The organism is Lactobacillus sp. ESL0701 (assembly GCF_029433445.1).
GTDB lineage: Bacteria > Bacillota > Bacilli > Lactobacillales > Lactobacillaceae > Lactobacillus.
On the sequence record NZ_JAQTIC010000005.1, the window covers coordinates 89,631 to 114,716 of the forward strand.

Consider the following 25,086-nt stretch of genomic DNA (forward strand, 5'->3'; position numbering starts at 1 on the left):
ATTAATGAAGCTTAATGAATTACATGCCTCTGCTGGTTCACGCTCAACTAGAAAACGTGTTGGACGCGGTACTTCAAGTGGTTTCGGTAAGACTTCTGGTCGTGGACAAAAGGGTCAATTATCCCGTCAAGGCGGCCATACTCGTTTAGGTTTTGAAGGTGGTCAAATGCCATTGTTCAGAACTATGCCTAAGCGTGGTTTTAAGAATATTAACCGTAAGGAATATGCAATTGTTAATTTAGACGACTTGAACAAGTTTGAAGATAACAGTGAAGTAACTGTCGCTAGTTTGAAAGAAAACGGTTTGGTAAAGAAAGAATTATCAGGCGTTAAATTACTTGCTAAAGGCGAATTAAAAGTTAAATTAAACGTAAAGGTTAACAAAGTTTCTGCCGCTGCCAAGAAAGCAGTTGAGGCTGCTGGCGGATCTGTTGAGGTGATCTAATGTTTTCGACCTTGAAGAACGCTTTTAAGGATAAAGAAATTAGAAATAAAATTTATTTTACACTCTTTATTCTCCTGTTGTATCGCATAGGAGCTAATATTACAGTTCCGGGTGTAAATGCAAAAGCGATTACTCAAGTAGCACAAACTGGTTTAGTTCCCATGCTGGATACTGTTTCTGGTGGTGGGTTAGATAATTATTCGATTTTTTCACTGGGTGTTTCTCCCTATATTACTGCGCAAATTGTTATTCAGTTGCTGCAGATGGATATCGTTCCTGTATTAGTAGAGTGGGGAAAACAAGGTGAAGTAGGTCGGCGTAAAACCAATCAAGTTACTCGATGGTTGTCATTAGCTGTTGCTTTTGTTCAAAGTATCGGTATTACACTTGGCTTTAACGCATTGACACAAATGGGGCTTGTTAAGTCACAATCGTGGCAGACTTATGTCGAAATTGCTGTTATTATGACAGCCGGGACAATGTTACTTACTTGGCTTGGTGATGAAATCACCGATAAAGGATTGGGTAATGGTGTTTCTGTGATTATCTTTGCTGGTATTATTGCTCGTCTTCCACGAGGTCTATATCAGATTTTCAAGGAAGATATTATTAATAATAGTGCGAGTGATCGTATTCAAGGGATTTTGTTCTTCATCGCGATTATCATTGCAATTCTCGTCGTAACACAATTAGTTACGTGGGTTGAACAGGCGGATCGTCGGATTCCAATTCAATATACAAAGAGAGCAACTGTAAGTGGCTCAGAAAGCTTTTTGCCATTAAAAGTTAACGTTTCCGGTGTTATTCCGGTAATTTTCGCTAGTTCGTTTATTATTACACCAGCAACAATTTTAATGGTCTTTCAAAAGTCCCAAGGCGATCAGCAATGGTACAAGGTAATGACTAGCATCTTTAGTATGCAGACTACACCAGGAGTTATAATTTATACGCTTTTGATTATTTTGTTTACTTTCTTCTATGCTTTTGTTCAGGTTAATCCTGAGAAGCTTTCGAAGAATTTGCAAAAGCAAGGCGCTTATATTCCTAGTGTGTGGCCAGGCAAAGATACACAAGATTACGTTTCGAAGTTGTTAATGAGATTATCAACGGTTGGATCAGTTTTCTTAGGGTTAGTTGCTTTACTGCCACAGCTTGCTACTAATTTTTGGAATTTACCTAGTTCAATTGGATTAGGCGGAACAAGTCTTTTAATTGTTATTGGGGTTGTCCTAGAATTATCTCGTCAAGTTAACGGTTTGTTAATGAAACGTGAATATGTGGGATTCATCAGATAGGAAATAGATAAATGATTAACTTAATTCTTTTAGGTTTGCCGGGAGCTGGCAAAGGTACAGTGTCTGAGCAAATTGTTGATAAATATCACCTAACTCATATTTCAACTGGGGATATGTTTAGGGAAGCAATGGCTAATGAAACCAAAGTTGGTCTTGAAGCCAAAAGTTATATCGACAAGGGCGATTTGGTACCCGATGAAGTTACTGCTAAATTAGTTGAAGAGCGTTTAGCTCAACCTGATATTAAAGAAGGCTATATTTTAGATGGTTTTCCAAGGACAACTGTTCAAGCAGAACTATTAGAAGGTATTACTAAGCGTCTTAATAAACCTTTAACTAATGTGATTTCGCTTGAAGTTAAAGAACAGACCTTAATTGATCGCTTGTCAGCTCGCTTTATGTGTAAAAATTGTGGCGCAACTTACAATAAGATTACTAAAATGCCTAAAGAAGAAGGTGTTTGTGATCGTTGTGGTAGTCATGAATTTTATCAACGTGAAGATGACAAGCCTGAAGTAGTTAAGAATCGTTTAGAAGTTAACGAAAAGATGAATACACCTTTGAAAGACTTTTACCAAAAGAAAGGTTTGTTGACTGTTATTGATGGTGAACAAACTCCAGAAAAAGTTTTTGAAAGTGTTGATGCGGTATTAGGTAAATAACAATAATTTGTTTATTTACTATTCCGTGCTATAATTTCAAAGTATGACTGTTTAATTGCGGAGGAACGACTTTGGCAAAAGATGATGTCATTGAAGTAAAAGGTAAAGTTGTAGATACTTTGCCTAATGCTATGTTTAAAGTTGAATTGGAAAATGGAGCTGTGATTTTAGCACATGTTTCCGGCAAAATTAGAATGCACTACATTCGTATTTTGCCTGGCGACCGTGTTACTGTGGAACTTTCTCCTTACGATTTAACAAAAGGTAGAATTACGTATCGGTTTATAAAGTAATAACGGGGGTAAACATGAAGGTTAGACCATCTGTTAAACCAATGTGTGAACATTGTAAGATTATTAAAAGACATGGCCGTGTGATGGTTATTTGTTCTGCAAATCCTAAGCACAAGCAACGTCAAGGTTAAAAATAAAATAGGAGGTGCAATTTATGGCACGTATTGCTGGTGTTGACTTACCAAGAGATAAAAGAATAGTTGTTGCTTTAACATATATTTATGGTATTGGTGAGCCTACAGCTCAAAAAATTTGTGCGGATGCTGGCGTTTCTGAAGACATACGTTCAAAAGATTTGACTCCAGACGATCAAGAAAAGCTTCGCGCAGAAGTTGATAAATACCGTGTTGAAGGTGACTTGCGTCGTCAAGTTAGCATGAATATCAAACGGTTAATTGATATCGGTTCTTACCGTGGTATGCGTCACCGCCGTGGACTTCCAGTTCGTGGTCAAAATACCAAGAATAATGCCCGTACTCGTAAGGGTAGTAAGAAGAATAAATAATTTATAAGGAGGTTTATTGATGCCTAAAACAGCACGTAAGCGTCGTGTGAAGAAGCACGTTGAAAAAGGCGTAGCTCATATTCATTCTACGTTTAATAATACTTTAGTCATGATTACTGACGTTCAAGGTAATGCAGTTGCTTGGTCTTCAGCCGGTGCATTGGGCTTTAAGGGTAGCCGTAAGTCTACTCCGTTTGCAGCTCAAATGGCAGCTGAAGCAGCAGCTAAGAGTGCAATGGATCAAGGTATGAAACATGTAGAAGTTTCTGTCAAAGGTCCTGGTTCTGGTCGTGAATCAGCAATTAGATCATTACAAGCTACTGGTCTTGAAATTACTGCAATTCGTGATGTTACTCCAGTTCCCCACAATGGTTCTAGACCACCAAAACGTCGTCGTGTATAATTTTGTTCTTAATGAAGGACGTTGCGTTTTGAAAGGGGCCTAGTAATGATTGAATTTGAAAAACCAAATATTACCGTTGTTGACCAAGAGAAGTCTTACGGTAAATTTGTTATTGAACCACTTGAACGAGGCTTTGGTACTACTCTAGGTAACTCATTACGTAGAGTTTTACTAACATCTATTCCAGGTACAGGACTTGTTTATGTTCAAATTGATGGTGTCTTACATGAATTCTCAACAGTTCCTGGTGTTAGAGAAGATGTAGCAAAAATGATTCTTAACTTGAAGAAACTTGAGTTAAAATCATTTTCTGATGAACAAAAGTTAATTGAATTGGACGTTGAAGGTCCAGCTACTGTAACTGCTGATGACCTAAAAGTTGACGCTGATGTTCAAATTCTGAATCCTGATCAATATATCTGTACCATCGCTGAAGGTGGCCACTTGCACATGCAAATTGCTGTCAAGAACGGTCGTGGTTATGTTGCAGCAAGTGACAACAAGAGTGAAGACATGCCAATTGGTGTTATTCCGGTCGATTCTCTTTTTTCACCAATTGAAAAAGTTAATTACCAGGTTGAATCAACTCGTGTTGGTAAAAGAGATGATTTTGACAAGCTCACTTTAGAGATTTGGACTGATGGTTCAATCAAGCCTAATGACGCCCTTAGTTTTGCTGCTAAGATTCTAGTAGCGCACTTTAAAGTGTTTGAAACTGCTGATGCAAATACTAAATTCGATGATGTTATGGTCGAAAAGGAAGATGATACTGCAGAAAAGAAACTTGAGATGACAATCGAAGAGCTTGATCTTTCTGTACGTTCATATAACTGCCTAAAGCGTGCTGGTATTAATACTCTGCAAGAGTTAACAGATAAGACTGAAGCAGATATGATGCGTGTACGTAACTTAGGACGTAAGTCATTGGAAGAAGTTAAAAACAAATTAGCTGACTTGGGACTTTCACTTCGTCAAGAAGATTAATAATAAAGGAGGTAAACTGATGGCATACCGTAAATTAGGTTGGGATAGTGCACATAGAAAAGCAATGTTGCGTGAAATGACAACTCAATTGTTCATGAAAGAACGCATTGTTACTACTGAAACTCGTGCAAAAGAAATTCGTAAGACTGCCGAAAAGATGATTACTTTAGGTAAGCGTGGCGATTTAGCTGCTAGAAGAAAGGCTGCTGCTTTTGTACGTGATGAAGTTGCTGATATCCATGAAGAAAAAGACGCAGTTGTTGTTAAATCAGCATTGCAAAAACTTTTCAGCGATATTGCACCTCGTTACAAAGACCGTAATGGTGGTTACACCAGAATTATGAAGTTAGCCAAAGCTCGTAAGGGTGACGGCGCTCCAATGGTTATTCTTGAATTAGTTTAATTTGAGATAATCAAAACTTAATAGCTATTAAGAATTATCCATGGAAGTGAGAATAAGCGCCAAGATGATGACGAAAGTTTAGTCTAGCTTAGATAATGTAAATTATCCCTCTTCATGGATGATTTTTTTTGCCCTTTTTTTGGTATAATCAAATCAGGCTTATAGGATGGTGAAGAAATGGCAGCAGATAGTATTATAAAAATTAAAAATGTAGCTTTTACATATCAAGATACAAAAAAGCCCGCTATTGATCATATTAGTTTTGAGATTAAAAGAGGGACGTGGACCTCAATTATTGGTCATAATGGTAGTGGCAAATCAACAATTATTCGTTTAATAAATGGGCTGCTTGTTCCAGACAATCCTGATGAGGCTAGTATCGAAGTTGATGGTGAAAAACTTACTGACGATAGTGTATGGGACATTCGAAACAAAGTTGGGATAGTTTTTCAAAATCCTGATAATCAATTTGTTGGTGCTACCGTTGCGGACGATGTTGCCTTTGGTCTTGAAAATCGTGGTGTTCCGCGTGAGAAAATGCTAAAAATCGTTCCTGAAGCAATTAATGCAGTGGGTATGACTGATTACACTGATTCTGAGCCTGCTAGCCTCTCAGGTGGTCAAAAACAGCGTGTGGCAATTGCTGGTATTATTGCTATTAAGCCCCAAATTATTATTTTGGATGAGGCAACTTCTATGCTTGATCCTGAAGGACGCAATAAAATTTTACAAATTGTTCACCGGATGAAGCAGGAATATGATTTAACTGTTATTTCGATTACACATGACATTGATGAGGCCAGTTTAGCTGATCAGGTAATTGTCATGAATGATGGCAAGCTGATCGAACAAGGAACTAGTAGTGAAATTTTTAGTCAAACAGAGCTTCTTAAAAAGTTAGGTCTTGATGTACCTTTCTTTGAGCAAATTAAGGATGAGCTGCTAGAACAAGGCATTAATATTCCGGATACTGTAAATTCAGAAAAAGAGTTGATTAATTTTTTATGTCAATTAAATTTAAGCAAGTAAGCTATATTTATGCGCCAGATTCACCACTTGAGAAAAAAGGTCTGGATAATGTAAATTTTGAACTTCAAAATGGTACTTTTACTGCAATTATTGGTCATACTGGCAGTGGTAAATCGACCTTGATGCAACATTTTAATGCTTTGTTAAAACCATCTAGTGGTCAAATTGAGATTGCAGGAACAACAATTACACCGGAAACTTCAAATAAAAATTTAAAGCAGTTGCGCCGACATGTTAGTCTAGTTTTTCAATTTCCTGAAGCTCAGCTTTTTGAAAGCACTGTTTTAGATGATATTGCTTATGGCCCTAAAAATTTTGGTTATAGTGAAAAAGAGGCAAAACAGGTTGCGCAAGTTTGGCTTAAAAAAGTGGGTTTGCCAGATGATATTGCAGATAAGTCGCCGTTTGACCTTTCTGGTGGTCAAATGAGACGAGTTGCCATTGCCGGTGTCTTAGCTTATGAGCCAGAAATTCTGTGTCTTGATGAACCTGCAGCAGGACTTGATCCGCAAGCACGTAAGCAAATGATGAATTTGTTTGTTGATTACCAAAAGGCAGGACATACAGTTATTTTGGTAACTCATAATATGGATGATGTAGCTAATTATGCTGATGATGTTTTGGTAATGGAACATGGTCAGATGATTAAGCATGATAAGCCACAGGTGATTTTTGATGATCGTTCATGGCTAAAGCAACATTATTTGGATGAACCACAAGCATCTTTGTTTGCATCCAAATTAGCGGGATTTAAATTTGCTAAGCAGCCGTTAACGGCAAAAGACTTAGTTCGAGGAATTAAAGAAAATATAAAGGGGTGAGTTTGTGAGTAAAATTTTAATTGGTCGATATGTACCGGGAAATTCACTTGTTTATAAAATGGATCCGCGTGGGAAATTACTTGCAACCATCTTTTTTATTTTGATTATTTTTCTGGCTAATAATCCACTGACTTATGCGATTGTGACCATATTTAGTTTTATTGCAGTAGCTGCAACTAGATTACGTCCTAAGGTATTTTGGGATGGTGTTAAGCCATTAGTTTGGTTAATCTTTTTTACATCACTTTTGCAATTGTTTTTTACGGTTGGCGGTAAAGTTTATTGGCAGTGGACTATTTTTGCAGTAACCAGTTATGGTATTGAAAATGCGATTTACATTTTTATCAGGTTTACAGTGATTATTTTAATTTCAACGGTGATGACGGTAACAACAATGCCGCTTGAAATTGCTGATGCAATGGAGTGGCTGCTAACACCGCTTAAATTAATTAAAGTTCCAGTTGATAAAATTGCGTTAGTGATGTCAATTGCACTGCGCTTTGTGCCAACCTTATTCGATGAAACTGTTAAAATTATGAATGCTCAACGTTCGCGTGGTGCTGATTTTAATAATGGTGGTCTAATTACACGGGCAAAAGCAATTACGCCGCTACTAATCCCATTATTTATTAACTCATTGGAAACCGCAGTTGATTTGTCAACAGCAATGGAATCACGAGGATACCGCGATGATAATGGTCGAACTCGTTATCGAATATTGCGTTGGTCAAAATTTGATTTGCTCGACTTAGGTTATTTTGCAATTTTAATTGCGCTGTTATTAATTTTTAGGACCCATTAATGATTACAAGATATAAAATGATACTTGCGTATGATGGCCATCTCTTTCATGGCTTTCAATCACAACCGCATCAACGAACTGTCCAAGGAACAATTGAAGCTGCATTAACTAAAATGACTAAGGGTAAAAAAATAGTCGTTGAAGGGTCAGGTAGGACTGACGCGGGTGTACATGCCATTGGTCAAGTAATTCACTTTGATTACCCGGGAAATACTATTCCACCGGAAAGAATGATTTGTGCACTTAATTCAATTATGCCGCTAGATATTGTCTTTAAGGAATGTGAAATTGTTGATGAGAACTTTCATGTTCGTTACAGTGCCAAAGGGAAATGGTATCGTTATCGGGCTAGTCTTGACCGCTTCGTTGATCCATTTAAGCGATTTTATACTGGTCACTATCCTTATCCTGTTGATGTTGCAAAAATGCAGCTGGCTGCGCGTGATCTGATTGGCACTCATGACTTTACTAGCTTTGCTGCCAGCGGCGGTCAAATCAAAAATAAAGTAAGAACAATGTATTATGTTAATATCGCTCAAGATAAGGAAACTAATGAAATTGTTTTTGATTTTATTTGTTCGGGCTTTTTGTACAATATGGTGCGGATTTTAGTTGCTACCTTGTTAGAAATTGGTAATGGCAAACGTCCGCTAGATGATATTCCCCGGGTAATAAAAGCCAAGGATCGCGAGCAAGTGAGAGAAACTGCACAAGCAAGCGGATTATTTCTTTATCATGTCTTTTATGATGATTTGCCAAAAAAATACCGGCAAGACGTTGATTAATATTGACAATTTATTAAAAAGGACGTATTCTAGAACAGTATGTTTGTCCATGATAGGCCCCGGCAACTTATTGTTTTCAAACAACGTATAAACGGAGGAATTTACATTGCGTACTACACAATTAGCAAAACCTAATGAAATTGAACGTAAGTGGTATGTTATTGACGCAACAGATGTATCTTTGGGTCGTCTGTCCACTGCAGTAGCCACTATTTTAAGAGGTAAGAACAAACCTCAATACACACCAAATGTTGACACTGGTGACAACGTTATTATTATTAACGCTTCTAAAGTTAAGTTAACTGGTAAAAAGGCTACTGACAAGATTTATTACCACCACTCTGGTTGGCGTGGCGGAATCAAGGCTGTTCCAGCTGGTGATTTGCTTGCCAATAACCCAGTTAGATTAGTTGAATTGTCAGTTAAGGGAATGCTTCCAAAGAATACTCTTGGTCACCAAGAATTCATGAAGATGCATGTTTATGCTGATGCTGATCACAAGCATGAAGCACAAAAACCTGAAGAATTAGACATTAATAAATTAATCTAGGAGGTTAAATAAATGGCACAACAAGTTGCATATGCAGGTACTGGTCGTCGTAAGGACGCAGTTGCGCGTGTACGTTTAGTACCAGGCACTGGTAAGATTACTGTTAACAACAAAGATGTTGATCAATACATTCCATTCCCTAACTTAGTTAAGGACTTGAAGCAACCATTGACTTTGACTGAAACTGATGGTCAATATGACGTTAAAGTTAACGTTAATGGTGGTGGCTTCTCAGGTCAAGCTGGTGCAATCCGTCTTGGTATTGCCCGTGCTCTTCTTGAAGTTGACCCAGATTTCCGTGGTCCTTTGAAGAAGGCTGGATTCTTAACTCGTGACCCTAGAATGGTTGAAAGAAAGAAGCCAGGTTTGAAGAAGGCCCGCAAAGCTTCACAATTCTCAAAACGTTAATTTTGGATTTACGTTTATCAAAAAAGATATCTCAATTGGGATATCTTTTTTTGTTTAATTTGATAATTTACTGTAATCCTTAAATAAATTGGGCTAATATTAAATTATATTTTATTAAGATAAGAAAAAGTAAATAACACACGAGATGAAAAGAAGGTACTATGAAACAGATAGTTGCAGGCATATTGGCAAATGTTGATGCGGGAAAAACGACTTTATCTGAAGCACTACTTTATCGAACAGGAACAATTAGGCAATTAGGCCGTGTTGATAATGGCAATGCCTTTTTGGATTCGGATCAGCTAGAAAAAAGACGCGGAATCACTATTTTTTCTCATCAGGCAAATTTAGAATATCAAGATTTAAAATTAACTTTGCTTGATACACCAGGTCACGTTGACTTTTTGGCACAAACAGAGGGCGTATTAAGTGTCTTGGACTATGCTATTTTGGTAATTTCCGCTACTGCAGGTGTACAAAGTCAAACAAGAAAATTGTGGCAACTACTCCAGCAATATCAGGTTCCGACTTTTATTTTTATTAATAAAATGGATGCTAGTCAAGCTGAGTTATCAACGATAATTACACAACTGCAAACAGAATTATCCGCTGGTTGTGTCAATTTTGAATTAAAAAATCAACAATTGTCTGCTTCGAGCCAAGAACAAATTGTTGTTCAAGATGACGATGTTTTAACGGACTACCTGTCTTCAGGGACAATTGATAATGCGACTATTCGCCAAATGATTAAGAAAAGGCAAATTTTTCCTTGTTATTTTGGGTCAGCGCTAAAGCTGCAGGGAATAAAGGAATTACTTTCTGAGATTGCTTTTTGGAGTGAGGAATACCAGTCTTCAATATCTGAATTTGGCGCACGAGTATTTAAAATTTCACATAATGCAAAAGGTGAGCGGTTGACTTGGCTGCGTGTTATGAGTGGCAGCTTGCAGCCCAAGCAAATTTTATTAACTGATCAAAAAATTAACCAGTTACGAATTTATCAGGGAGAAAAATTCACCACTAAGCAGGAAGTAACAGCGGGACAGATTTGTACGATTCCGAATTTAGTTGGGACGTATCAAGGACAAGGTTTAGGGCTTGAACATGATAGTCAAGATTCACAAGTTCAACCTGTTTTAACTTACTCTGCCGATCCCAAAGATTATGATCCACATACTTGTTTGCTAGCCTTAAAAGAGTTAGAGGACGAGGATCCACAACTTCATGTAGTTTGGGATGAGTCAAGTCAAAGTATTAGTGTCCGGATTATGGGTGAAGTTCAGCTGGAAGTTTTGCAGCAATTATTGCAGGAAAGATTTAATCTTCAGCTTGAATTTGGCACTGGTAAGATTTTGTATAAAGAAACGGTTACGGATTCAGTTGAGGGTGCTGGTCATTTTGAACCCTTGCGGCATTATGCGGAAACTCATGTGGTGCTTGAACCATTGCCAGCTGGAAGCGGCTTAGTTATTGTAAATGATTGCCCTAATGAAGTTTTAGCACCTAACTGGCAGAAGCAAGTAATGTTTGATTTGCAAACTAAGGAACATCTGGGTGTCTTAATCGGTGCGCCAATTACCGATATGAAAATTCGCTTTGTTAGTGGTCATTACAGTTATAAGCACACACAGGGCGGTGATTTTCGTAAGGCAGCTTGGCGTGCTGTACGGCAAGGATTAATGCTGCTTAAGGCTAAAGGAAAATGTCAATTGCTTGAGCCGTGGTATCATTTCCGCTTAGAAATTGCTTCGACACAAATTGGTCGGGCAATTAGTGATATTCAACAGATGAAGGGCACCTTTAATGAGCCTGAAGTGGGGACTAATCAAGAGATGGAGGTCTTAACTGGCTCTGCTCCAGTTAAGCAAATGCAAAATTATGCTAAAGTAGTCCGGAATTATATTCATGGGCAGGGGAATTTAGAGTGTACATTTGATTGCTATCATCCTTGCCAAAATGCAACGGAAATTATTGCGGCTTATGATTATTCGCCAACGCACGATTTGGCCAATACACCAGACTCTGTTTTTGTACCAAATGAAATTGCAACGAGAATACCGTGGAATGAAGTCCCCGAGTGGGCTCATGTACCGTATCAAAACAAATACAAATTCGGTGGCTATCATGCCTAAAAAATAACCTATTGATTGAATAATCAATAGGTTATTTTTAATTAGTATATTTAATTAAACAAAATTTATGAATTTCATAAGCTAGCTCGCTAACAAGATAAATTACCCAAAGAATGTGCCATAATCTAGGATTAATTATTGAAGCACCACAATAGATTACAGTTGCTATCATAAAATAAATTTTTCGTAGATCTCTAAGATTTACTGGTTTGACTTTAATTTTATGATTACTTTGATTTTCATTACCTACCAAATAGTCAATTGAAACAGCATATAATTGACTCAGCTGCTTTAATTTATCCAAATCAGGTACCGCATCACCAGTTTCCCATTTGGAAACATCCATCTTTGTCGCTAGTTTTTCCTGTGACCAGTGATTAGCAATTCTTTGTTTTCTAAGTCGCTCACTTAAAACGCTCATGACTTTCCTCCTGTTATTTTAATAATGATTAAAGTATATCGTATTGCAAAGTTGCCTTCTATAAACTAGCGGTTAAATTTCGTCAACTAGTGGTTGCTATTATTGATTTAACACCTTTTTTAATTGGTCTAAGAATGTTTGGGCGGCATGCGAGAGGACAGCGGTTTTTGACCAGATTAAACTTGCGTGAATGGTTAATTCAGGCTCGAGGGGAATAAAAGTTAGGCTGGTTTGTGCGAGATTGATGATTCGGTCAAGGCAAAGCACATCACCAACATTGTGTTGTGCGAGAATTGCGGCATTGTTAAGCAAGTTATAGCTGGCAACAGTTTGAAATTTAAGACTGCTTTGCCCCAGCCAGTTGGTCAATAATGTTTGACTATTATGTCGCTGCGGCAGAATTACTGGTTTACCAATTAAATCGGCAACTTTAATTTTATTTTTACTAGCTAAATCGGAATCCTTCCTAGTCAATAATCCCCATCTTGTAGTTCCCGGCAGAGTTAGAAAGTTATAATTAATCTTATTAAAAGGATCCAGGACAAAACCGAAATCAAACAGACCATTTTGCATTTTGCGCTGGACCTCGCTTGCATCACAACTGTGCAAATTAACAATAACATTAGGCGCAATTTGTTTTAATTGATTAATTGCATCCGCAATTGTACTAAGCATTGGTGCTTCTGAACAGCCGATAAAGACGCTGCCGCTAATTTCGGATTTCTTACCAATATTGGTGCTCGTTTTATTGGCTAAAGTCAAAATTTGTCTAGCCTGATTGGCAAGATATTCGCCATCAGTTGTCAATTTGATCGTTCTCGTACCGCGTTCAAATAGACTGACGCCCAATTCTTGTTCAAGTTCGTGAATTTGCCGTGAAATTGTGGGCTGCGAAATGTGCAGCTTGGCTGCTGCTCGGGAAATGTTTTGCTCGTTAACAACTGCTAAAAAATAGCGTAAGACTCTAAGTTCCATGATGCTCCTTTTATTAAGGTCAATCAGTATTTGGTATTATAATCATTTTAGGATAAGTATAAGACTTTTAGGACATGAAATTATGAAAAAGAAAAATTTGTTTTGGCTGGGCACGGTAATAATTATTTTGATTGTTGGCGGTACTATTAGCTGGTTTCATTTTAGTCAAAATACTCCAGCTAATACTAATCAAGTTATGGATCGCTCAGGCAGTACACCGACAATTTATCTTCATGGGTGGGGAGCTAGTGGAAAATCCACGGATAGTATGATTGCCTATGCCGAAAAGCATAATCATGCCCGCAAGGTGCTGACTGCAAAAGTTAAGCGAGATGGGCAAATTAGTTTAGAGGGAACATGGCCTGAAGGGACGATGCACCCTTTAATCCAGTTAGTATTTGTGGATAATAAAAATGGTGATTATGATGTGACTCGTGAATGGTTCCATCATTTAATTATCTTGTTACAGAAAAAATACCGAATTAAACGCTACAATACAGTTGCCCACTCAATGGGGAACTTAACGACCATGTTTTACCAAATGAAATACGGCAATAGTGATAAATTACCTAGGCTAAATAAGCAGGTCAATCTTGGTGGCCATTTTGATGGTATTTTGGGAATGGATGACAAGGCTAATCGTAATTACTTATTGTCCAGTGGTCGCCCAAGGTATCTTAATGCTTCATATCGTTATTTGTTAAAGCACCGGCAAAATTATCCGAAGAATGTGTCCGTCTTAAATATTTTTGGCAACAAGGAAGACAGCACAAATTCCGATGGGGATGTCAGTGTTATTTCAGCACGTTCTTTGCGTTACTTGCTCCGCGGCAAAGTTAATTATCAAGAAATTGAAGTTAAGGGAGCTGGCGGTCAGCATAGTCAGCTCCATGAAAATTCTCGAGTTGATCAAGCTATTGGACAGTTTTTATGGTGAAGCACTATCCATGCCTAATTGTTATAGCATGACATACAAAATAAGTATTAGACATAGCCTGTCCTTAATTATTATAATAACAACAAGAAATTAAGGAGAGCAGCTATGGAATATGTTGATTTGGGTAATACACCTATTAAAATTTCCAAATTATGTGTTGGTGGCATGAGTTTTGGTCAAGCAGGAACAATGCATGACTGGACTTTAGATCAAAGTGGTACTGAAAAAGTTGTTGCCCACGCATTAGACTTAGGAATTAATTTTTTTGATACGGCTAACAGCTATTCTGCAGGTACGGGCGAGGAATACTTAGGAAAAGCATTAAAAAAATGTACTACAAGAGATAAAGTAGTAATTGCCTCGAAAGTTTATTTTAATCCTGGGCGCTTGTCCCGCAAGGCAATTGAACGTGAAATTGACGGTACTTTAGAGCGACTAGGAACCGATTATTTGGATTTATACATTATTCACCGTTTTGATTATCACACGCCAATTGAAGAAACGATGTCTGCCTTAAATGATTTGGTTAAGGCAGGTAAAGTTAGGGCTCTTGGTGCTTCAGCAATGTATGCTTATCAATTTTATAATTTGCAATTAGCTGCACGAGATCATGGCTGGATCCAGTTTTCAGCAATGGAAAATCATTATAACTTGCTTTATCGTGAAGATGAGCGTGAGTTATTGCCACTGTGCCAGCAGATGGGTGTATCCCTGATGCCATATAGTCCACTAGCTGCTGGTCGACTTGCGCGTCCCAATTGGACAGCTTCTACTTTGCGCAGTCAAACTGACCGCGTGGCACGGGGTAAATATGACCATACTAAAAAATATGATGAAAAAATTTCTCAGAGGGTTAACGAATTGGCGCAAAAGTATCGGGTCAAGATGTCTCAAATTGCATTAGCATGGCTATGGTCCAAGGGAGTTGCTTCGCCAATTATTGGTGCGACAAAGGCCGCTCATTTTGATGATGCGGTAAATGCGCTTTCTGTTAAACTAACTAATGAAGATATTGCTTACATTGAACAGCCGTACTTGCCCCACAAAATTGTGGGCGCAATTGATGAAAATCCGCCGGAAGGCACAGTATTATTAAACGAGGATACAAAATGAAAGAATTATATTTAATGCGGCACAGTCAGACATTGTTTAACCAGTTACATAGAATTCAAGGCTGGTCTGATTCGCCATTAACTAAGCAGGGAATTAAGGATGCCCAGGAAGTTGGTCGTTATTTTAAGGACCAACAAATTACGTTTGATCACGTCTATTCGTCAACGCAGGAGCGTGCTTGTGACACACTTGAAAATATCACTGACCAGCCTTACACCAGAATAAAGGGGTTAAAAGAGTGGAACTTTGGCGTTTTTGAAGGGCAAAGTGAGCAGCTCAATCCCCATGATGATAGTAGTCGGCATTCATACGGTGACTTTTTTCTGCAGTTTGGCGGTGAGTCTGATTTAGAAGTTCAGGAGCGAATGAATCAGACGTTAACGGCAATTATGGAGCAGCCGGATCACCACCTCGTCTTGGCAGTTAGCCATGGCGGCGCATGTTACATGTTCTTACAAAAATGGCTGCCGTATGATGAAATTAAACGGCAAGTAACCAACTTTCATAATTGTTGTATCCTAAAGTTCACTTATGAAGACGGTAAATTTACTTTTATTAGGGCAATTAATGTTAAGGAAGAAAATTAGTGCCAGGAGCGCGTTATAATCTAATTAGATTGGCGTTAACTTAGACAATAAAAGCCACTACTGAATTTAGTAGCGGCTTTTATATTGTTTATAAACTGTCTTGAATATTGCTGCCGAGATACTCATAAAGCATCCCTTGTTTTAAATCTGTGGTATCAATTCCCAGTGCTTCTGCAATTGCGTAGGCAAAAGCCCAAGCTGTTGCTGGTCCGCGGCTGGTAATTACTTTATGATCCGGATCGGTCACCGTAATCTTTTCTTGGAAGTTACCGCTTGGTGCATCATGTTTTGTTTGGGCATCAAACCCAGGATAACAAGTGTAATTGGCATCATTCAAAACGCCATAGCGTGCCAAGGCAATTGGTGCCGCGCACATGGCTGCGTCCCACTGCTGATTTTGATGACGTTGCACCATTAATGAGCGAAGTCGTTCATTGTCCCGCAAATTTTCAGCGCCGGTTTTACCGCCGGGAAAGGCTACTAGATCATAATCCAGTAAGCTGTCGTCAACAATTTTATCACAAGTTAATTTAATGTTGTGATCGCCGATGACATCTTTACTAGTTAAGCCAACCATATCGGCTTGCACACCTAAACGACGCAGAACATCGATGATGCTCAAACCCTCAACTTCTTCGCACCCATCAGCGAAGACTACCGCAACTTTAGTCATATTTTATACCTCGCAATCTGTTACTCTTATTATAAACTAGCTGAGTTCAAGGTAAAATAATAAATCACTTAACTTGTTGAGGTGCAGTGTGGGATGAGGCGTAATCGGAATTTTGCTCTTTTTCGGTGCCAGCCACAATGATTGCAGGTTGGCATTTACAGCACCTTGGATTTCTTCAGTTAGATTGGTACCAATTACAAGACTAGTAGCCGGATTGAATTTGTCATGTTCTTGAAAAATTGGTACAAACACATTTTTATTGGGTAATTTGGCAGTTAAATTTTCTGGAAAGTAGATAGCTGAAAAGTAATTTAGCAGTTCACTTTCTGCAAGGCGTGGTTCTAATATTTTTCGCGGTTCTTTTGCCAGCATCACTAAGTTAAGTTGGGCTGCCGTTTCATCTAAAAAGGGAATAGCATCCTGCGTTAATTGGTGTTGTCCAGCCATCTTTTGTTCAAAAATCTGGCGCGCTGCTTGTGAATTATCATTGAAGAAAGTTTGGCTGAGTAGTTGCAGCCGCTCATCTTGGCTTAGGAATTTTACCTGTTCCTGCAAACTAGTATATTTAATACGCTCAGCAGGACCAAAATCACGCCCAAGCTCACGTAAAGTCTGCCGCAAAGCATTTCTTTCAGCTGCTTTTTGATTTAATAGACTACCTTCTGGAATAATTATCAATGTTTCAAACTTTGTCACTATTAGTTTACCTTCTTTATTTGTTTTCTACTTGCATTATAATAGATATTATTGCCAAAAAGGAGTTAAATTATGCCGTCAATTTTTACATTAATCTTTCTTTTATTGGGAGGAATTGCAGGGGGACTATTATCGTCAGTAGCATCAATGGCATCGCTGGCATCTTATCCGGTTTTACTAGCTGTTGGCATCCCACCCGTTTATGCTAATGTCACTAATGATGCCGCCTTGATCTGGACTAGTGTCGGTTCCACTATTTCATCAACTAAGGAGCTTAAGGGGCATTGGAAGCAGGTCGGCTTTTATGGTTTCTTAACCGTTATCGGGTCGCTTGTCGGTTGCTTTTTATTATTATCATTTCCATCCAGTGTTTTTGAAAAGTTGGTGCCATTTTTTATTGCGGGTTCAGGAATTATGGTATTGGCATCTGGTAAGCATCATAATTTGGAGCCACATAAAAGACCGCTTTGGCAAGAAATTTTCTATATTGCGGCATTACTCGTGATGGGCGTTTATACTGGATACTTTGGTGCTGCGGGCGGCGTTATCGTATTAGTATTGTTAACCTATATCACTGATGAAAAGTTTATTGTCGTTAATGCTATCAAAAACGTTGTTTGCGGGTTGGCTAATTTAGTGGCGCTAATCGTGTTTATCTTTACCTCACACATTTATTGGCAGCAGGCAATTCCACTTGCTGTTGGGATGTTTATTGGTGGTTATTTAGGAATGGGAATTTTACGGAAAGTTCCAGCAAAAGTTATTCGCTTATTCATTGCAGCCTTAGCCTTTATTCAGGCGGGATATTTCTTTTATAAAGCATATATGTTATAGTTTAATACAAATCTATTATGAAAGGAGAATGCAAATTGACTACAGAAGTTTATTTAGTACGTCACGGTGAAACAATGTTTAACCAGCTTGATAAGGTGCAAGGCTGGTGTGATTCACCGCTGACAGTTAAGGGAATTAATGATTTGAAGCGGACAGCACATGCTTTAAGTCAAGTTCATTTTGACAATATGTATTCTTCCGATTTGAAGCGGGCAATTGATACAGTACACTTAATGAAGGATGCCAATCAAGTGTCAGAAATTGGTAAAATTAAAAAGCTACCCGAATTTCGGGAAGTCTTTTTTGGTTCGTTTGAAGGTGATGATGTTCGTAATACTTGGAAACAAGTAGCATTAGCAGCTGGCATTGGCTCCGAGGATAATGTTAGTAAAATTATCAATCAGGTAGGAATTTATGAATTTCGTGAGGCAACTAAAAAGGCTGATCCGCGACATTTGGCTGAAAATAAAGAAGAACTTGATGCTCGAATGGTGCGGGCAGTTAACGTGTTAAACGATTTAACTAAAAATGAGAAGCGTGTTTTACTGGTATCACATGGTGATTTTATTAAAACTTTGGGAATTAAGTATTGGAATCAAAGTGATGGCTTACACGATATTACCTTTCCCGATAATGGTAGTGTCAGCCGCGGCGTTCTCCATGATAATGGTAAATTTGAAATTGTTGATTATAATATTAATGCAGAAAATATCTAGTCTTACTGGGAGCAGTAAGACTTTTTTGTTACACTAAATGCAAGGAAAGGAATGCAGAAAATGAAAGATCATACAACTAAGCGTTATGCTTATGTAACGCTGTTGAATATTGTCATTACCATTGCAGAATTTGTTGGTGGCTTCGCGTCTGGGTCACTAGCTTTGCTATCAGATGCCGTACATAATTTGAGTGATGTCGGCGCGATTATCATTTCATTTGTTGCGCACTTAATTAGTAGTCGCAGTCGCAACCAACATAAAACGTTTGGCTACGAGCGTGCTGAAACTTTGGCGGCCTTTACTAACGGTATTATTTTAATTTTGATTAGCCTGGCTTTGTTTATTGAAGCAATTGAGCGCTTTTGGCAGCCTAGCAAGATTAAGGGTGGCATCATGTTGGTCGTAGCGGTGATTGGGTTATTGGCTAACTTTATTTCTATGCTAGCGATGCACCGTGACGCTCAAGGAAGTTTAAATGTGCGCTCTACTTTCATTCATATGTTGAGTGATGCTTTGTCCAGCGTTGCAGTTGTGATTGGTGCGGTGTTTATTTACTTTTGGCAAATTACGTGGCTTGACCCCGTAATGACGTTGCTGGTATCAGTGTTTGTTCTGCGCGAAGCATATCAAATTACCAAAAAGGCTGCTAATATTTTAATGGAATCTAATCCTGATATTGACCTTGAACAAATGAATAAAATTGTGTTATCTTTTCCAGAGATTAAAAATATTCATCATGTGCATTTATGGCGTTATAGCGATGACTATATCATGCTTGATGCCCACGTAAATGTGGACGCCAAATTGACTGCTGAGGAATTTGAAAAATTAACGCAGCGAATTAGTGAAAAACTGCGGCAGTTGGGGATTAATCATATTAATTTTCAAGTGGAGTGCGAACGCGGTAAAAATGATGATATGATTGTTCCAGGTCATGATTATGAAAATTAGGGGAAATAGAAATGAAAGTTAGTTTGTTTACAGCCATTATTGTTTTAATTGTTGGACTTTACGATCTAGCATATGCGTATAATCGTCGCCAGCAAAATCGCCGGCGGGGAACAATTGGCTTCATGATTTTAGGAATTATCTTTACAATTGGCGGAATTGTGATGTTAATTTTACATTGGGCTAAGTAAAATGGTTAAGCTAGTTTTAGTAAGACATGGTGAAAGTACGGCAAATTCGGCTAATGTTTATACTGGATGGAATGATGTGCCATTAACTGCTAAGGGTAGGGCACAAGCACGATATGCTGGTGAATTAATTAGGCAAATTCCTGATTTTGCACCAACGCATATCCACACTTCGATTTTATCGCGGGCAATTGTTACTGCCGATATTGTGGCGGATGTTTGTCATTTTTTGTATTTACCAATTACTAAAACTTGGCGGCTGAATGAACGGCATTATGGTAAATTGCGTGGCACTAATAAAGATCTTTCTCGCCAAATTTATGGCAGACAGCAGATTTTAGAATGGCGGCGTGGTTTTTATGCAATTCCACCTGCCGGTAAGCAAATTACGGAACGGCGTTATGCTAATTATGATTTGCAGCGGTTGCCGCTTGCTGAGAGTTTGTATCAGACGCAGCAGCGATTATTACCATACTATTATAATGAGGTTGCCAGCAGATTGCGCAAGGGTGAAGACCAGTTAATTGTTGCCCATGGCTCTAGCCTGCGAGCATTAATTAAAAAAATGGAAGGGATTAACGATCAGGATATTGTCCATTTAGAAGTGGCTAATGCCGAACCGATTAGTTACACGCTAGATACCTGTTTACAAATTGTTGATAAAAAAATTTTACACTAAATTTTAAGATTGCTTTTAGTTCATGCTAAGGAATTGGGCAGATGTATGTTAAAATTTATTACGATACTATATAATTTTTTACATTCTTAGTTTGGAGTAAAAGGCATGCGTAAAATATTTTTATTACGAGGCGCACCCGGCTCCGGTAAATCTTCATTCATTGCTCGCCATCACTTACAACCATATGCGATTAGTCGCGATCAAATTAGATTATTATTGGCGAATTTGACCTATTTTTATGAAGAAGATACCGATTGCTTACATCAAGTAATTCCGCGATATGCAAATAAGCAGACAGAGCGGTTAGTTGATTACCTCGTAGAAGAAAAGATGAAACGCGGCGAAACGGTAATTGTTGATAGTACCCATATTGTTTCTGATAGCATAGAACATTATAAATCATGGGTTGAGCGTTACCGGTATGAATTATTCGTCGTGGATTTAATGTACCACAAAAGCTTACGTAACTTACTTAATCGTAATGAAGTACGTCGGCAATATGATTGGGTCAGACCTGAAGTAGTTCGGGAAATGTATTTGACCTATAAAGATAATTGGCAGGTGCCAGAATGGGCACATGTAATTAATCCTAATCAGATGGGCAAAGCCTTGTCACAAAAGGAAAGTAATTTAGATCATTTTGCCCATGTAATTGCCATTCCGGATAAAGTTGCGGAGGCAGATTTTCCGCACGTGCATATTTCTAATTTTTACTTTTCTTTTAACGACCGTTTTACAGAAAAGTACGGCACCTATCGTAATGTGATTACAATTGGTAAGACAAAAGATGAAGTCATTAAGAAATTTCGACTGCCATATTTTGTGTTCAAATTTCATCACAAGCACTTTTTAATATCAGCGTATCCAGTCAGAAATGAATTATTGGATCCAATCAAAAAGGTTAAAGGTGTCTGGACTTATTCAACTGGATTAGTTAATTTAGCTGACTTTATTCAAGAAGTCCCGCAAAGTAGGCCGCAACATGTTCACCAATTTAATTTAAATAAATTGCAAGCCGACCGCTTATTGCATATTTGGTAAAACTGCTAGACGTTACACTTAAGGTGTGACGTCTTTTTCTGTAAAAAAATAATTAACTGGTTGACTAAAAAATATTAAAAATACAATGATTATAGTGTATTATAATACTAGTAGTCTATTAGAAAGAGAAAGTTGAAAATGAAGAAAAATAAAAAAGTGATAATTACGTTAGTAATTTGTTTAATCGTGGTCTTGCTAGGTGCCGGTATTTATGTTGGTCACCAAGCAAGTACTTCAAGTGCCGCAAATAATCAGCCGACAAAAACTAGAACAATTTATCCTCATAAATTTACTAAAATTAAAGTGGATGTTGATACATCTGATATTAGTGTTCATCAAGGTACTAAATATCAAGTTAAGATTATTGATAATCAGAAAAATAGGATTAATGCGAAGGTGAAGGATGATGAATTATTGGTTAGCCAGCGTGAACGGTCGCACAACCATTTCTTTGGCATAAGCAAGATAATGATTAATGGTAAAAATCTAACCGCTAAATGCCAGGTAGAAATTACGGTTCCACACAAGAATTCATTAACTAAGATTAATGCCGAGACAGAAACGAGTAAGTTTAAGTTAGACAATTTACAATTGCACAAGTTGGCCATCGATTCTGATACCGGCGATATTGACCTTAAAAATGTCAAGTCAGTAAGTAATGACTTGTCGACTGATACTGGCGATATTGAGATTACTACTAGTCAGGTTGCCAATGTTACTAGCGATGTCGATACAGGCGATGTCCATATTTCTAGCTCGCAGTTATCAGGGAATAATTCATTTTCATTAGATACTGGTGACTTTTCTTTGGATGAGGCTAGTAAAAAGATGACGTATCATCTGTCAGTTGATACTGGTGATATTGACTACTTTGGTGATGATGTAGACGATCACCTTAATAAGAAAGTTGCTCACAGCAAGGCAGTACTTAAAGTTGATTCCTCAACTGGTGATATTACGATTGAATAAAGACTAGATAGTTAGCCGCTGTTAAATTTTGTTAAATTGAATTTGCCGGAATCATAAAAAATAGTACAATTAGGTAGAAATATTTTTGATAGCGCTTTTTTATGAAGGTGGATAGAAACAAAATGAACAAAGAAGAATTAAAAGCGAAGTTTACTAAAATATATCATGAAGTTCCTAGCAGTTGTTATTTTTCACCAGGTAGAATTAATTTAATTGGTGAGCACACCGACTATAATGGCGGTCATGTGTTCCCATGTGCAATTACTTTGGGAATTTATGGTGCTGTTAGTTCCCGTAATGATCAAAAGTTTCATTTTTACTCTAGTAGTTTTGAAGAATTAGGAATAATTGAAGTTGACCTTGATGATTTACACTTTGTTAAATCAGATTCATGGACTAATTATGCCAAGGGGATGCTGCACTTTTTACTGACTGAAAATGCCCAAATTTCGCATGGTTTAAATATTTATATTGATGGTAATATTCCTGACGGTGCGGGACTATCTTCATCAGCTGCTCTGGAAATGTTGATCGGTGTGATACTGAACGATCAGTTTAACCTTAATTTTAGTGCGCTTGATCTTGTTAAGATGGGGGTAGCTACTGAAAATGACTTTGTTGGTGTAAATTCCGGAATTATGGATCAGTTTGCGGTGGCAATGAGTAAGAAAAATCAGGCAATTTTACTTGATACTAATACTCTGGTATACAATATGGTGCCGCTTAATCTACAAGATAATGTAATTGTTATTATGAATACTAATAAGCGTCGTGAACTAGCAGATTCCAAATATAATGAGCGTCGAAGTGAATGCGAGCAAGCATTACGCGATTTACAAAAAGAATTGAAGATTAACTCTTTGGGCGAATTGGATAGTGAAACTTTGGACCAGTATAGCTCGTTATTATCTTCAGAAACGCTTCTTAAAAGAGCGCGTCATGCTGTCTGGGAAAACGAGCGGACATTGCGTGCTGAACAGGCTCTGCAAAAAGGTGATCTGGAACAGTTTGGTCGGCTAATTAATGCTTCACATGTATCTTTGCAAGATGATTATGAAGTTACAGGTAAGGAACTAGATACGCTAGTTCATGCGGCTTGGCAGCAGCCAGGGGTATTAGGTGCAAGAATGACAGGAGCCGGTTTTGGCGGCTGTGCAATTGCGCTTGTTAACAAGAAAGATGTAGCAGCTTTTGAGCAAAATGTTGGTACGATATATGAGCGAGTAGTAGGTTATGAGCCGTCATTTTATCTTGCGGAAACATCCGATGGTGCTAAGGTTTTAAAATAATTTAGTGATAAGGATGTAAAAATGACACAAACAAGTTTGGTTGAACAATTTGTTACGCAAGTAATTGCCGCAAGCGATTGTACGGAGCTGGATCGAATCTATTTAACTAATCAGGTATTGGCACTAGTAGGAGATGAGACACGTTCTGCAGTCACAACAAGCACAGTTTTAATTGATTTAAAAGATGAATTGGTTGCAGCTGCTGTTAAAAATGGCCATTGTGGTCCTACTTTTAATGAACAAGATATTTTGGGTGCGCAATTGATGAATTTATTAGTGCCGCGTCCTAGTATTGTTAATCGGCAATTTTGGCAGACATATGAGGAAAAGCCAGAACAGGCAATTGCGGATTTTTATCAGTTAAGTAAGACTAGTGACTATATCAAAACGCGGGCAATTGCCAAGAATATTTATTTTGTTACGCCTAGTGATTATGGTGATTTAGAAATTACGATTAATTTATCTAAACCGGAAAAAGATCCGCGGGCGATTGCGGCGGCGAAGAAGGCAAAAGCAACGGGTTATCCTTTGTGCCAATTGTGTATGGAAAATGAAGGCTATCTAGGGCGCCATAATTATCCAGCCCGCAGCAACCACCGAATTATCCGCTTTAAGATTGGCGATGAGGAGTGGGGCTTTCAATATTCACCCTATGCATATTTTAATGAGCATTGCATCTTTCTTTCTTCTAAGCACGAGGGGATGAAAATCTCGGAAAAAACATTTATCCGGCTGCTGAATATTATTGAACAATTCCCGGGATATTTTGCTGGTAGTAATGCTGATCTGCCAATTGTTGGTGGGTCGATACTTACACATGAGCATTACCAAGGCGGGCGTCATAATTTTGCGATGATGAAGGCGAAAATGATGACCAAGCTTAATTTTAAGGGTTTTGCCGATGTAGAGGCTGGGATTGTAAAGTGGCCCATGTCTGTGATTCGCTTACGCAGCCAAAACAAAAAGCAATTGGTTGCCTTAGCCAATAAAATTTTGCAGGCATGGCGACAATATAGTGACGAGCAGGTTGGTGTGCGCGCCTTTACGGATAATGTACCACATCATACAATTACGCCAATTGCCTGCACGCATGGTGATCAGTTGGAGCTCAACTTAGTATTACGTGATAACCAAACTTCAAGTGAATATCCTGACGGCGTTTTTCATCCCCATCAAGATGTCCAGCACATTAAGAAGGAAAATATTGGTCTTATTGAAGTGATGGGGTTAGCAATTTTACCGCCACGGCTTAAGTCAGAACTGCAAGAGGTGCGTAAATTTTTGCTAGGTGATGAGAATAAAATTGCGGCAATCCATTTGCCGTGGGCGAAGCAGATGATGGCTCAAAATGAGATTACAGCAGCTAATGTGGATGCCATTTTACAGTCAGAATTAGGCAAAGTCTTCACTAGGGTGCTTGCTGATGCTGGTGTCTTTAAGCAAACTCAGGTTGGACAAGCAGCCTTTATGCGCTTTATTAAGAGTGTCTTAAATTAAAGATTA

At 38.2% G+C, this 25,086-nt stretch carries 32 protein-coding genes; 28 read left to right on the forward strand and 4 right to left on the reverse strand.

Going from position 1 to position 25,086, the window contains the following annotated elements:
• Positions 1-4 precede the first annotated feature (4 nt).
• The 16 genes from rplO to PT281_RS05145 all read left to right on the forward strand — a co-directional run bounded on the left by rplO (position 5) and on the right by PT281_RS05145 (position 11,517).
• Complete coding sequence (rplO, locus tag PT281_RS05070) at positions 5-445, forward strand: 50S ribosomal protein L15 (protein WP_277130590.1); 441 nt, start codon at positions 5-7, stop codon at positions 443-445.
• Positions 445-1,740 carry a preprotein translocase subunit SecY gene (gene secY / locus PT281_RS05075; protein WP_277152599.1) on the forward strand — a complete coding sequence of 432 codons (1,296 nt, stop codon included), beginning with the start codon at positions 445-447 and terminating at the stop codon, positions 1,738-1,740. The genes rplO and secY overlap by 1 nt, the downstream gene beginning before the upstream one ends.
• Positions 1,741-1,751: 11 nt before the next feature.
• Positions 1,752-2,402 (forward strand): adenylate kinase, encoded by a 651-nt coding sequence (locus PT281_RS05080; protein ID WP_277152601.1) that lies wholly within the window; start codon positions 1,752-1,754, stop codon positions 2,400-2,402.
• A gap of 71 nt (positions 2,403-2,473) precedes the next feature.
• Entirely contained in the window at positions 2,474-2,695 is a 222-nt protein-coding gene (gene infA, locus PT281_RS05085; RefSeq protein ID WP_034980408.1) for a translation initiation factor IF-1, read from the forward strand.
• A 14-nt stretch (positions 2,696-2,709) separates the two neighbouring features.
• On the forward strand, positions 2,710-2,826 hold the full coding sequence (rpmJ, locus tag PT281_RS05090; protein ID WP_003647815.1) for a 50S ribosomal protein L36: 117 nt from the start codon (positions 2,710-2,712) through the stop codon (positions 2,824-2,826).
• 23 nt (positions 2,827-2,849) lie between these two features.
• Positions 2,850-3,200, forward strand: a complete 351-nt coding sequence (rpsM, locus tag PT281_RS05095) for a 30S ribosomal protein S13 (protein WP_277130593.1) — start codon at positions 2,850-2,852, stop codon at positions 3,198-3,200.
• Between the two features lie 19 nt (positions 3,201-3,219).
• Positions 3,220-3,603: a 30S ribosomal protein S11 gene (rpsK, locus tag PT281_RS05100; protein WP_277130594.1), complete on the forward strand. Its 384-nt coding sequence runs from the start codon at positions 3,220-3,222 to the stop codon at positions 3,601-3,603.
• Between the two features lie 45 nt (positions 3,604-3,648).
• Positions 3,649-4,587, forward strand: coding sequence for a DNA-directed RNA polymerase subunit alpha (locus PT281_RS05105; protein ID WP_277130595.1), 939 nt, complete (start codon positions 3,649-3,651; stop codon positions 4,585-4,587).
• A gap of 19 nt (positions 4,588-4,606) precedes the next feature.
• Positions 4,607-4,990 carry a 50S ribosomal protein L17 gene (gene rplQ / locus PT281_RS05110; RefSeq protein ID WP_277130596.1) on the forward strand — a complete coding sequence of 128 codons (384 nt, stop codon included), beginning with the start codon at positions 4,607-4,609 and terminating at the stop codon, positions 4,988-4,990.
• 177 nt (positions 4,991-5,167) lie between these two features.
• Positions 5,168-6,019, forward strand: coding sequence for an energy-coupling factor ABC transporter ATP-binding protein (locus PT281_RS05115; RefSeq protein WP_277152603.1), 852 nt, complete (start codon positions 5,168-5,170; stop codon positions 6,017-6,019).
• Positions 5,995-6,840 (forward strand): energy-coupling factor transporter ATPase, encoded by an 846-nt coding sequence (locus PT281_RS05120; RefSeq protein ID WP_277152605.1) that lies wholly within the window; start codon positions 5,995-5,997, stop codon positions 6,838-6,840. The genes PT281_RS05115 and PT281_RS05120 overlap by 25 nt, the downstream gene beginning before the upstream one ends.
• Positions 6,841-6,844: 4 nt before the next feature.
• Complete coding sequence (locus PT281_RS05125; RefSeq protein WP_277152607.1) at positions 6,845-7,642, forward strand: energy-coupling factor transporter transmembrane component T; 798 nt, start codon at positions 6,845-6,847, stop codon at positions 7,640-7,642.
• A complete protein-coding gene (gene truA / locus PT281_RS05130) occupies positions 7,642-8,427 on the forward strand; it encodes a tRNA pseudouridine(38-40) synthase TruA (RefSeq protein ID WP_277152609.1) in 786 nt (261 codons plus the stop codon). The genes PT281_RS05125 and truA overlap by 1 nt, the downstream gene beginning before the upstream one ends.
• Positions 8,428-8,533: 106 nt before the next feature.
• Entirely contained in the window at positions 8,534-8,977 is a 444-nt protein-coding gene (gene rplM / locus PT281_RS05135) for a 50S ribosomal protein L13 (RefSeq protein ID WP_277130601.1), read from the forward strand.
• Between the two features lie 12 nt (positions 8,978-8,989).
• Complete coding sequence (gene rpsI / locus PT281_RS05140; RefSeq protein ID WP_277130602.1) at positions 8,990-9,385, forward strand: 30S ribosomal protein S9; 396 nt, start codon at positions 8,990-8,992, stop codon at positions 9,383-9,385.
• A 161-nt stretch (positions 9,386-9,546) separates the two neighbouring features.
• Positions 9,547-11,517: a TetM/TetW/TetO/TetS family tetracycline resistance ribosomal protection protein gene (locus PT281_RS05145; RefSeq protein WP_277152611.1), complete on the forward strand. Its 1,971-nt coding sequence runs from the start codon at positions 9,547-9,549 to the stop codon at positions 11,515-11,517.
• A gap of 37 nt (positions 11,518-11,554) precedes the next feature.
• On the opposite strand, the gene PT281_RS05150 is transcribed toward PT281_RS05145, so the two are convergent.
• Together PT281_RS05150 and PT281_RS05155 are read right to left on the reverse strand one after the other, a co-directional pair.
• Positions 11,555-11,938 (reverse strand): helix-turn-helix transcriptional regulator, encoded by a 384-nt coding sequence (locus tag PT281_RS05150; protein ID WP_277152613.1) that lies wholly within the window; start codon positions 11,936-11,938, stop codon positions 11,555-11,557.
• Positions 11,939-12,037: 99 nt separating this feature from the next.
• Positions 12,038-12,913, reverse strand: coding sequence for a LysR family transcriptional regulator (locus tag PT281_RS05155; protein ID WP_277152614.1), 876 nt, complete (start codon positions 12,911-12,913; stop codon positions 12,038-12,040).
• 82 nt (positions 12,914-12,995) lie between these two features.
• On the opposite strand from PT281_RS05155, the gene PT281_RS05160 reads away from it, so the two are divergent.
• The 3 genes from PT281_RS05160 (at position 12,996) to PT281_RS05170 (ending at position 15,550) form a co-directional block, all read left to right on the forward strand.
• Positions 12,996-13,850: an alpha/beta hydrolase gene (locus PT281_RS05160; protein WP_277152616.1), complete on the forward strand. Its 855-nt coding sequence runs from the start codon at positions 12,996-12,998 to the stop codon at positions 13,848-13,850.
• 105 nt (positions 13,851-13,955) lie between these two features.
• Entirely contained in the window at positions 13,956-14,963 is a 1,008-nt protein-coding gene (locus tag PT281_RS05165) for an aldo/keto reductase (RefSeq protein WP_277152618.1), read from the forward strand.
• Positions 14,960-15,550 (forward strand): histidine phosphatase family protein, encoded by a 591-nt coding sequence (locus PT281_RS05170; RefSeq protein ID WP_277152620.1) that lies wholly within the window; start codon positions 14,960-14,962, stop codon positions 15,548-15,550. The genes PT281_RS05165 and PT281_RS05170 overlap by 4 nt, the downstream gene beginning before the upstream one ends.
• Positions 15,551-15,638: 88 nt before the next feature.
• On the opposite strand, the gene PT281_RS05175 is transcribed toward PT281_RS05170, so the two are convergent.
• Positions 15,639-16,223 carry a DJ-1 family glyoxalase III gene (locus tag PT281_RS05175; protein WP_277152622.1) on the reverse strand — a complete coding sequence of 195 codons (585 nt, stop codon included), beginning with the start codon at positions 16,221-16,223 and terminating at the stop codon, positions 15,639-15,641.
• A 36-nt stretch (positions 16,224-16,259) separates the two neighbouring features.
• Positions 16,260-16,919 (reverse strand): HAD hydrolase-like protein, encoded by a 660-nt coding sequence (locus tag PT281_RS05180; protein ID WP_277152624.1) that lies wholly within the window; start codon positions 16,917-16,919, stop codon positions 16,260-16,262.
• A 72-nt stretch (positions 16,920-16,991) separates the two neighbouring features.
• Here PT281_RS05180 and PT281_RS05185 point away from each other — a divergent pair, with 72 nt between their 5' ends.
• From PT281_RS05185 to galT, 9 genes are all read left to right on the forward strand, one after another.
• Positions 16,992-17,753 (forward strand): sulfite exporter TauE/SafE family protein, encoded by a 762-nt coding sequence (locus PT281_RS05185; RefSeq protein WP_277152626.1) that lies wholly within the window; start codon positions 16,992-16,994, stop codon positions 17,751-17,753.
• Positions 17,754-17,788: 35 nt separating this feature from the next.
• The gene (locus PT281_RS05190; protein ID WP_277152628.1) at positions 17,789-18,469 is read left to right on the forward strand and encodes a histidine phosphatase family protein; all 681 of its coding nucleotides are present in this window, start codon (positions 17,789-17,791) and stop codon (positions 18,467-18,469) included.
• A gap of 60 nt (positions 18,470-18,529) precedes the next feature.
• Complete coding sequence (locus PT281_RS05195) at positions 18,530-19,420, forward strand: cation diffusion facilitator family transporter (RefSeq protein ID WP_277152630.1); 891 nt, start codon at positions 18,530-18,532, stop codon at positions 19,418-19,420.
• An 11-nt stretch (positions 19,421-19,431) separates the two neighbouring features.
• Positions 19,432-19,608 carry a DUF308 domain-containing protein gene (locus PT281_RS05200; RefSeq protein WP_277152631.1) on the forward strand — a complete coding sequence of 59 codons (177 nt, stop codon included), beginning with the start codon at positions 19,432-19,434 and terminating at the stop codon, positions 19,606-19,608.
• 1 nt (position 19,609) lies between these two features.
• Positions 19,610-20,284, forward strand: a complete 675-nt coding sequence (locus tag PT281_RS05205) for a 2,3-diphosphoglycerate-dependent phosphoglycerate mutase (protein ID WP_277152633.1) — start codon at positions 19,610-19,612, stop codon at positions 20,282-20,284.
• Between the two features lie 105 nt (positions 20,285-20,389).
• A complete protein-coding gene (locus tag PT281_RS05210; protein ID WP_277152635.1) occupies positions 20,390-21,325 on the forward strand; it encodes an AAA family ATPase in 936 nt (311 codons plus the stop codon).
• A 138-nt stretch (positions 21,326-21,463) separates the two neighbouring features.
• A complete protein-coding gene (locus PT281_RS05215) occupies positions 21,464-22,294 on the forward strand; it encodes a DUF4097 family beta strand repeat-containing protein (RefSeq protein ID WP_277152637.1) in 831 nt (276 codons plus the stop codon).
• Positions 22,295-22,416: 122 nt separating this feature from the next.
• The gene (locus PT281_RS05220; protein ID WP_277152638.1) at positions 22,417-23,583 is read left to right on the forward strand and encodes a galactokinase; all 1,167 of its coding nucleotides are present in this window, start codon (positions 22,417-22,419) and stop codon (positions 23,581-23,583) included.
• A 21-nt stretch (positions 23,584-23,604) separates the two neighbouring features.
• A complete protein-coding gene (galT, locus tag PT281_RS05225; protein WP_277152640.1) occupies positions 23,605-25,080 on the forward strand; it encodes a UDP-glucose--hexose-1-phosphate uridylyltransferase in 1,476 nt (491 codons plus the stop codon).
• Positions 25,081-25,086 lie beyond the last annotated feature (6 nt).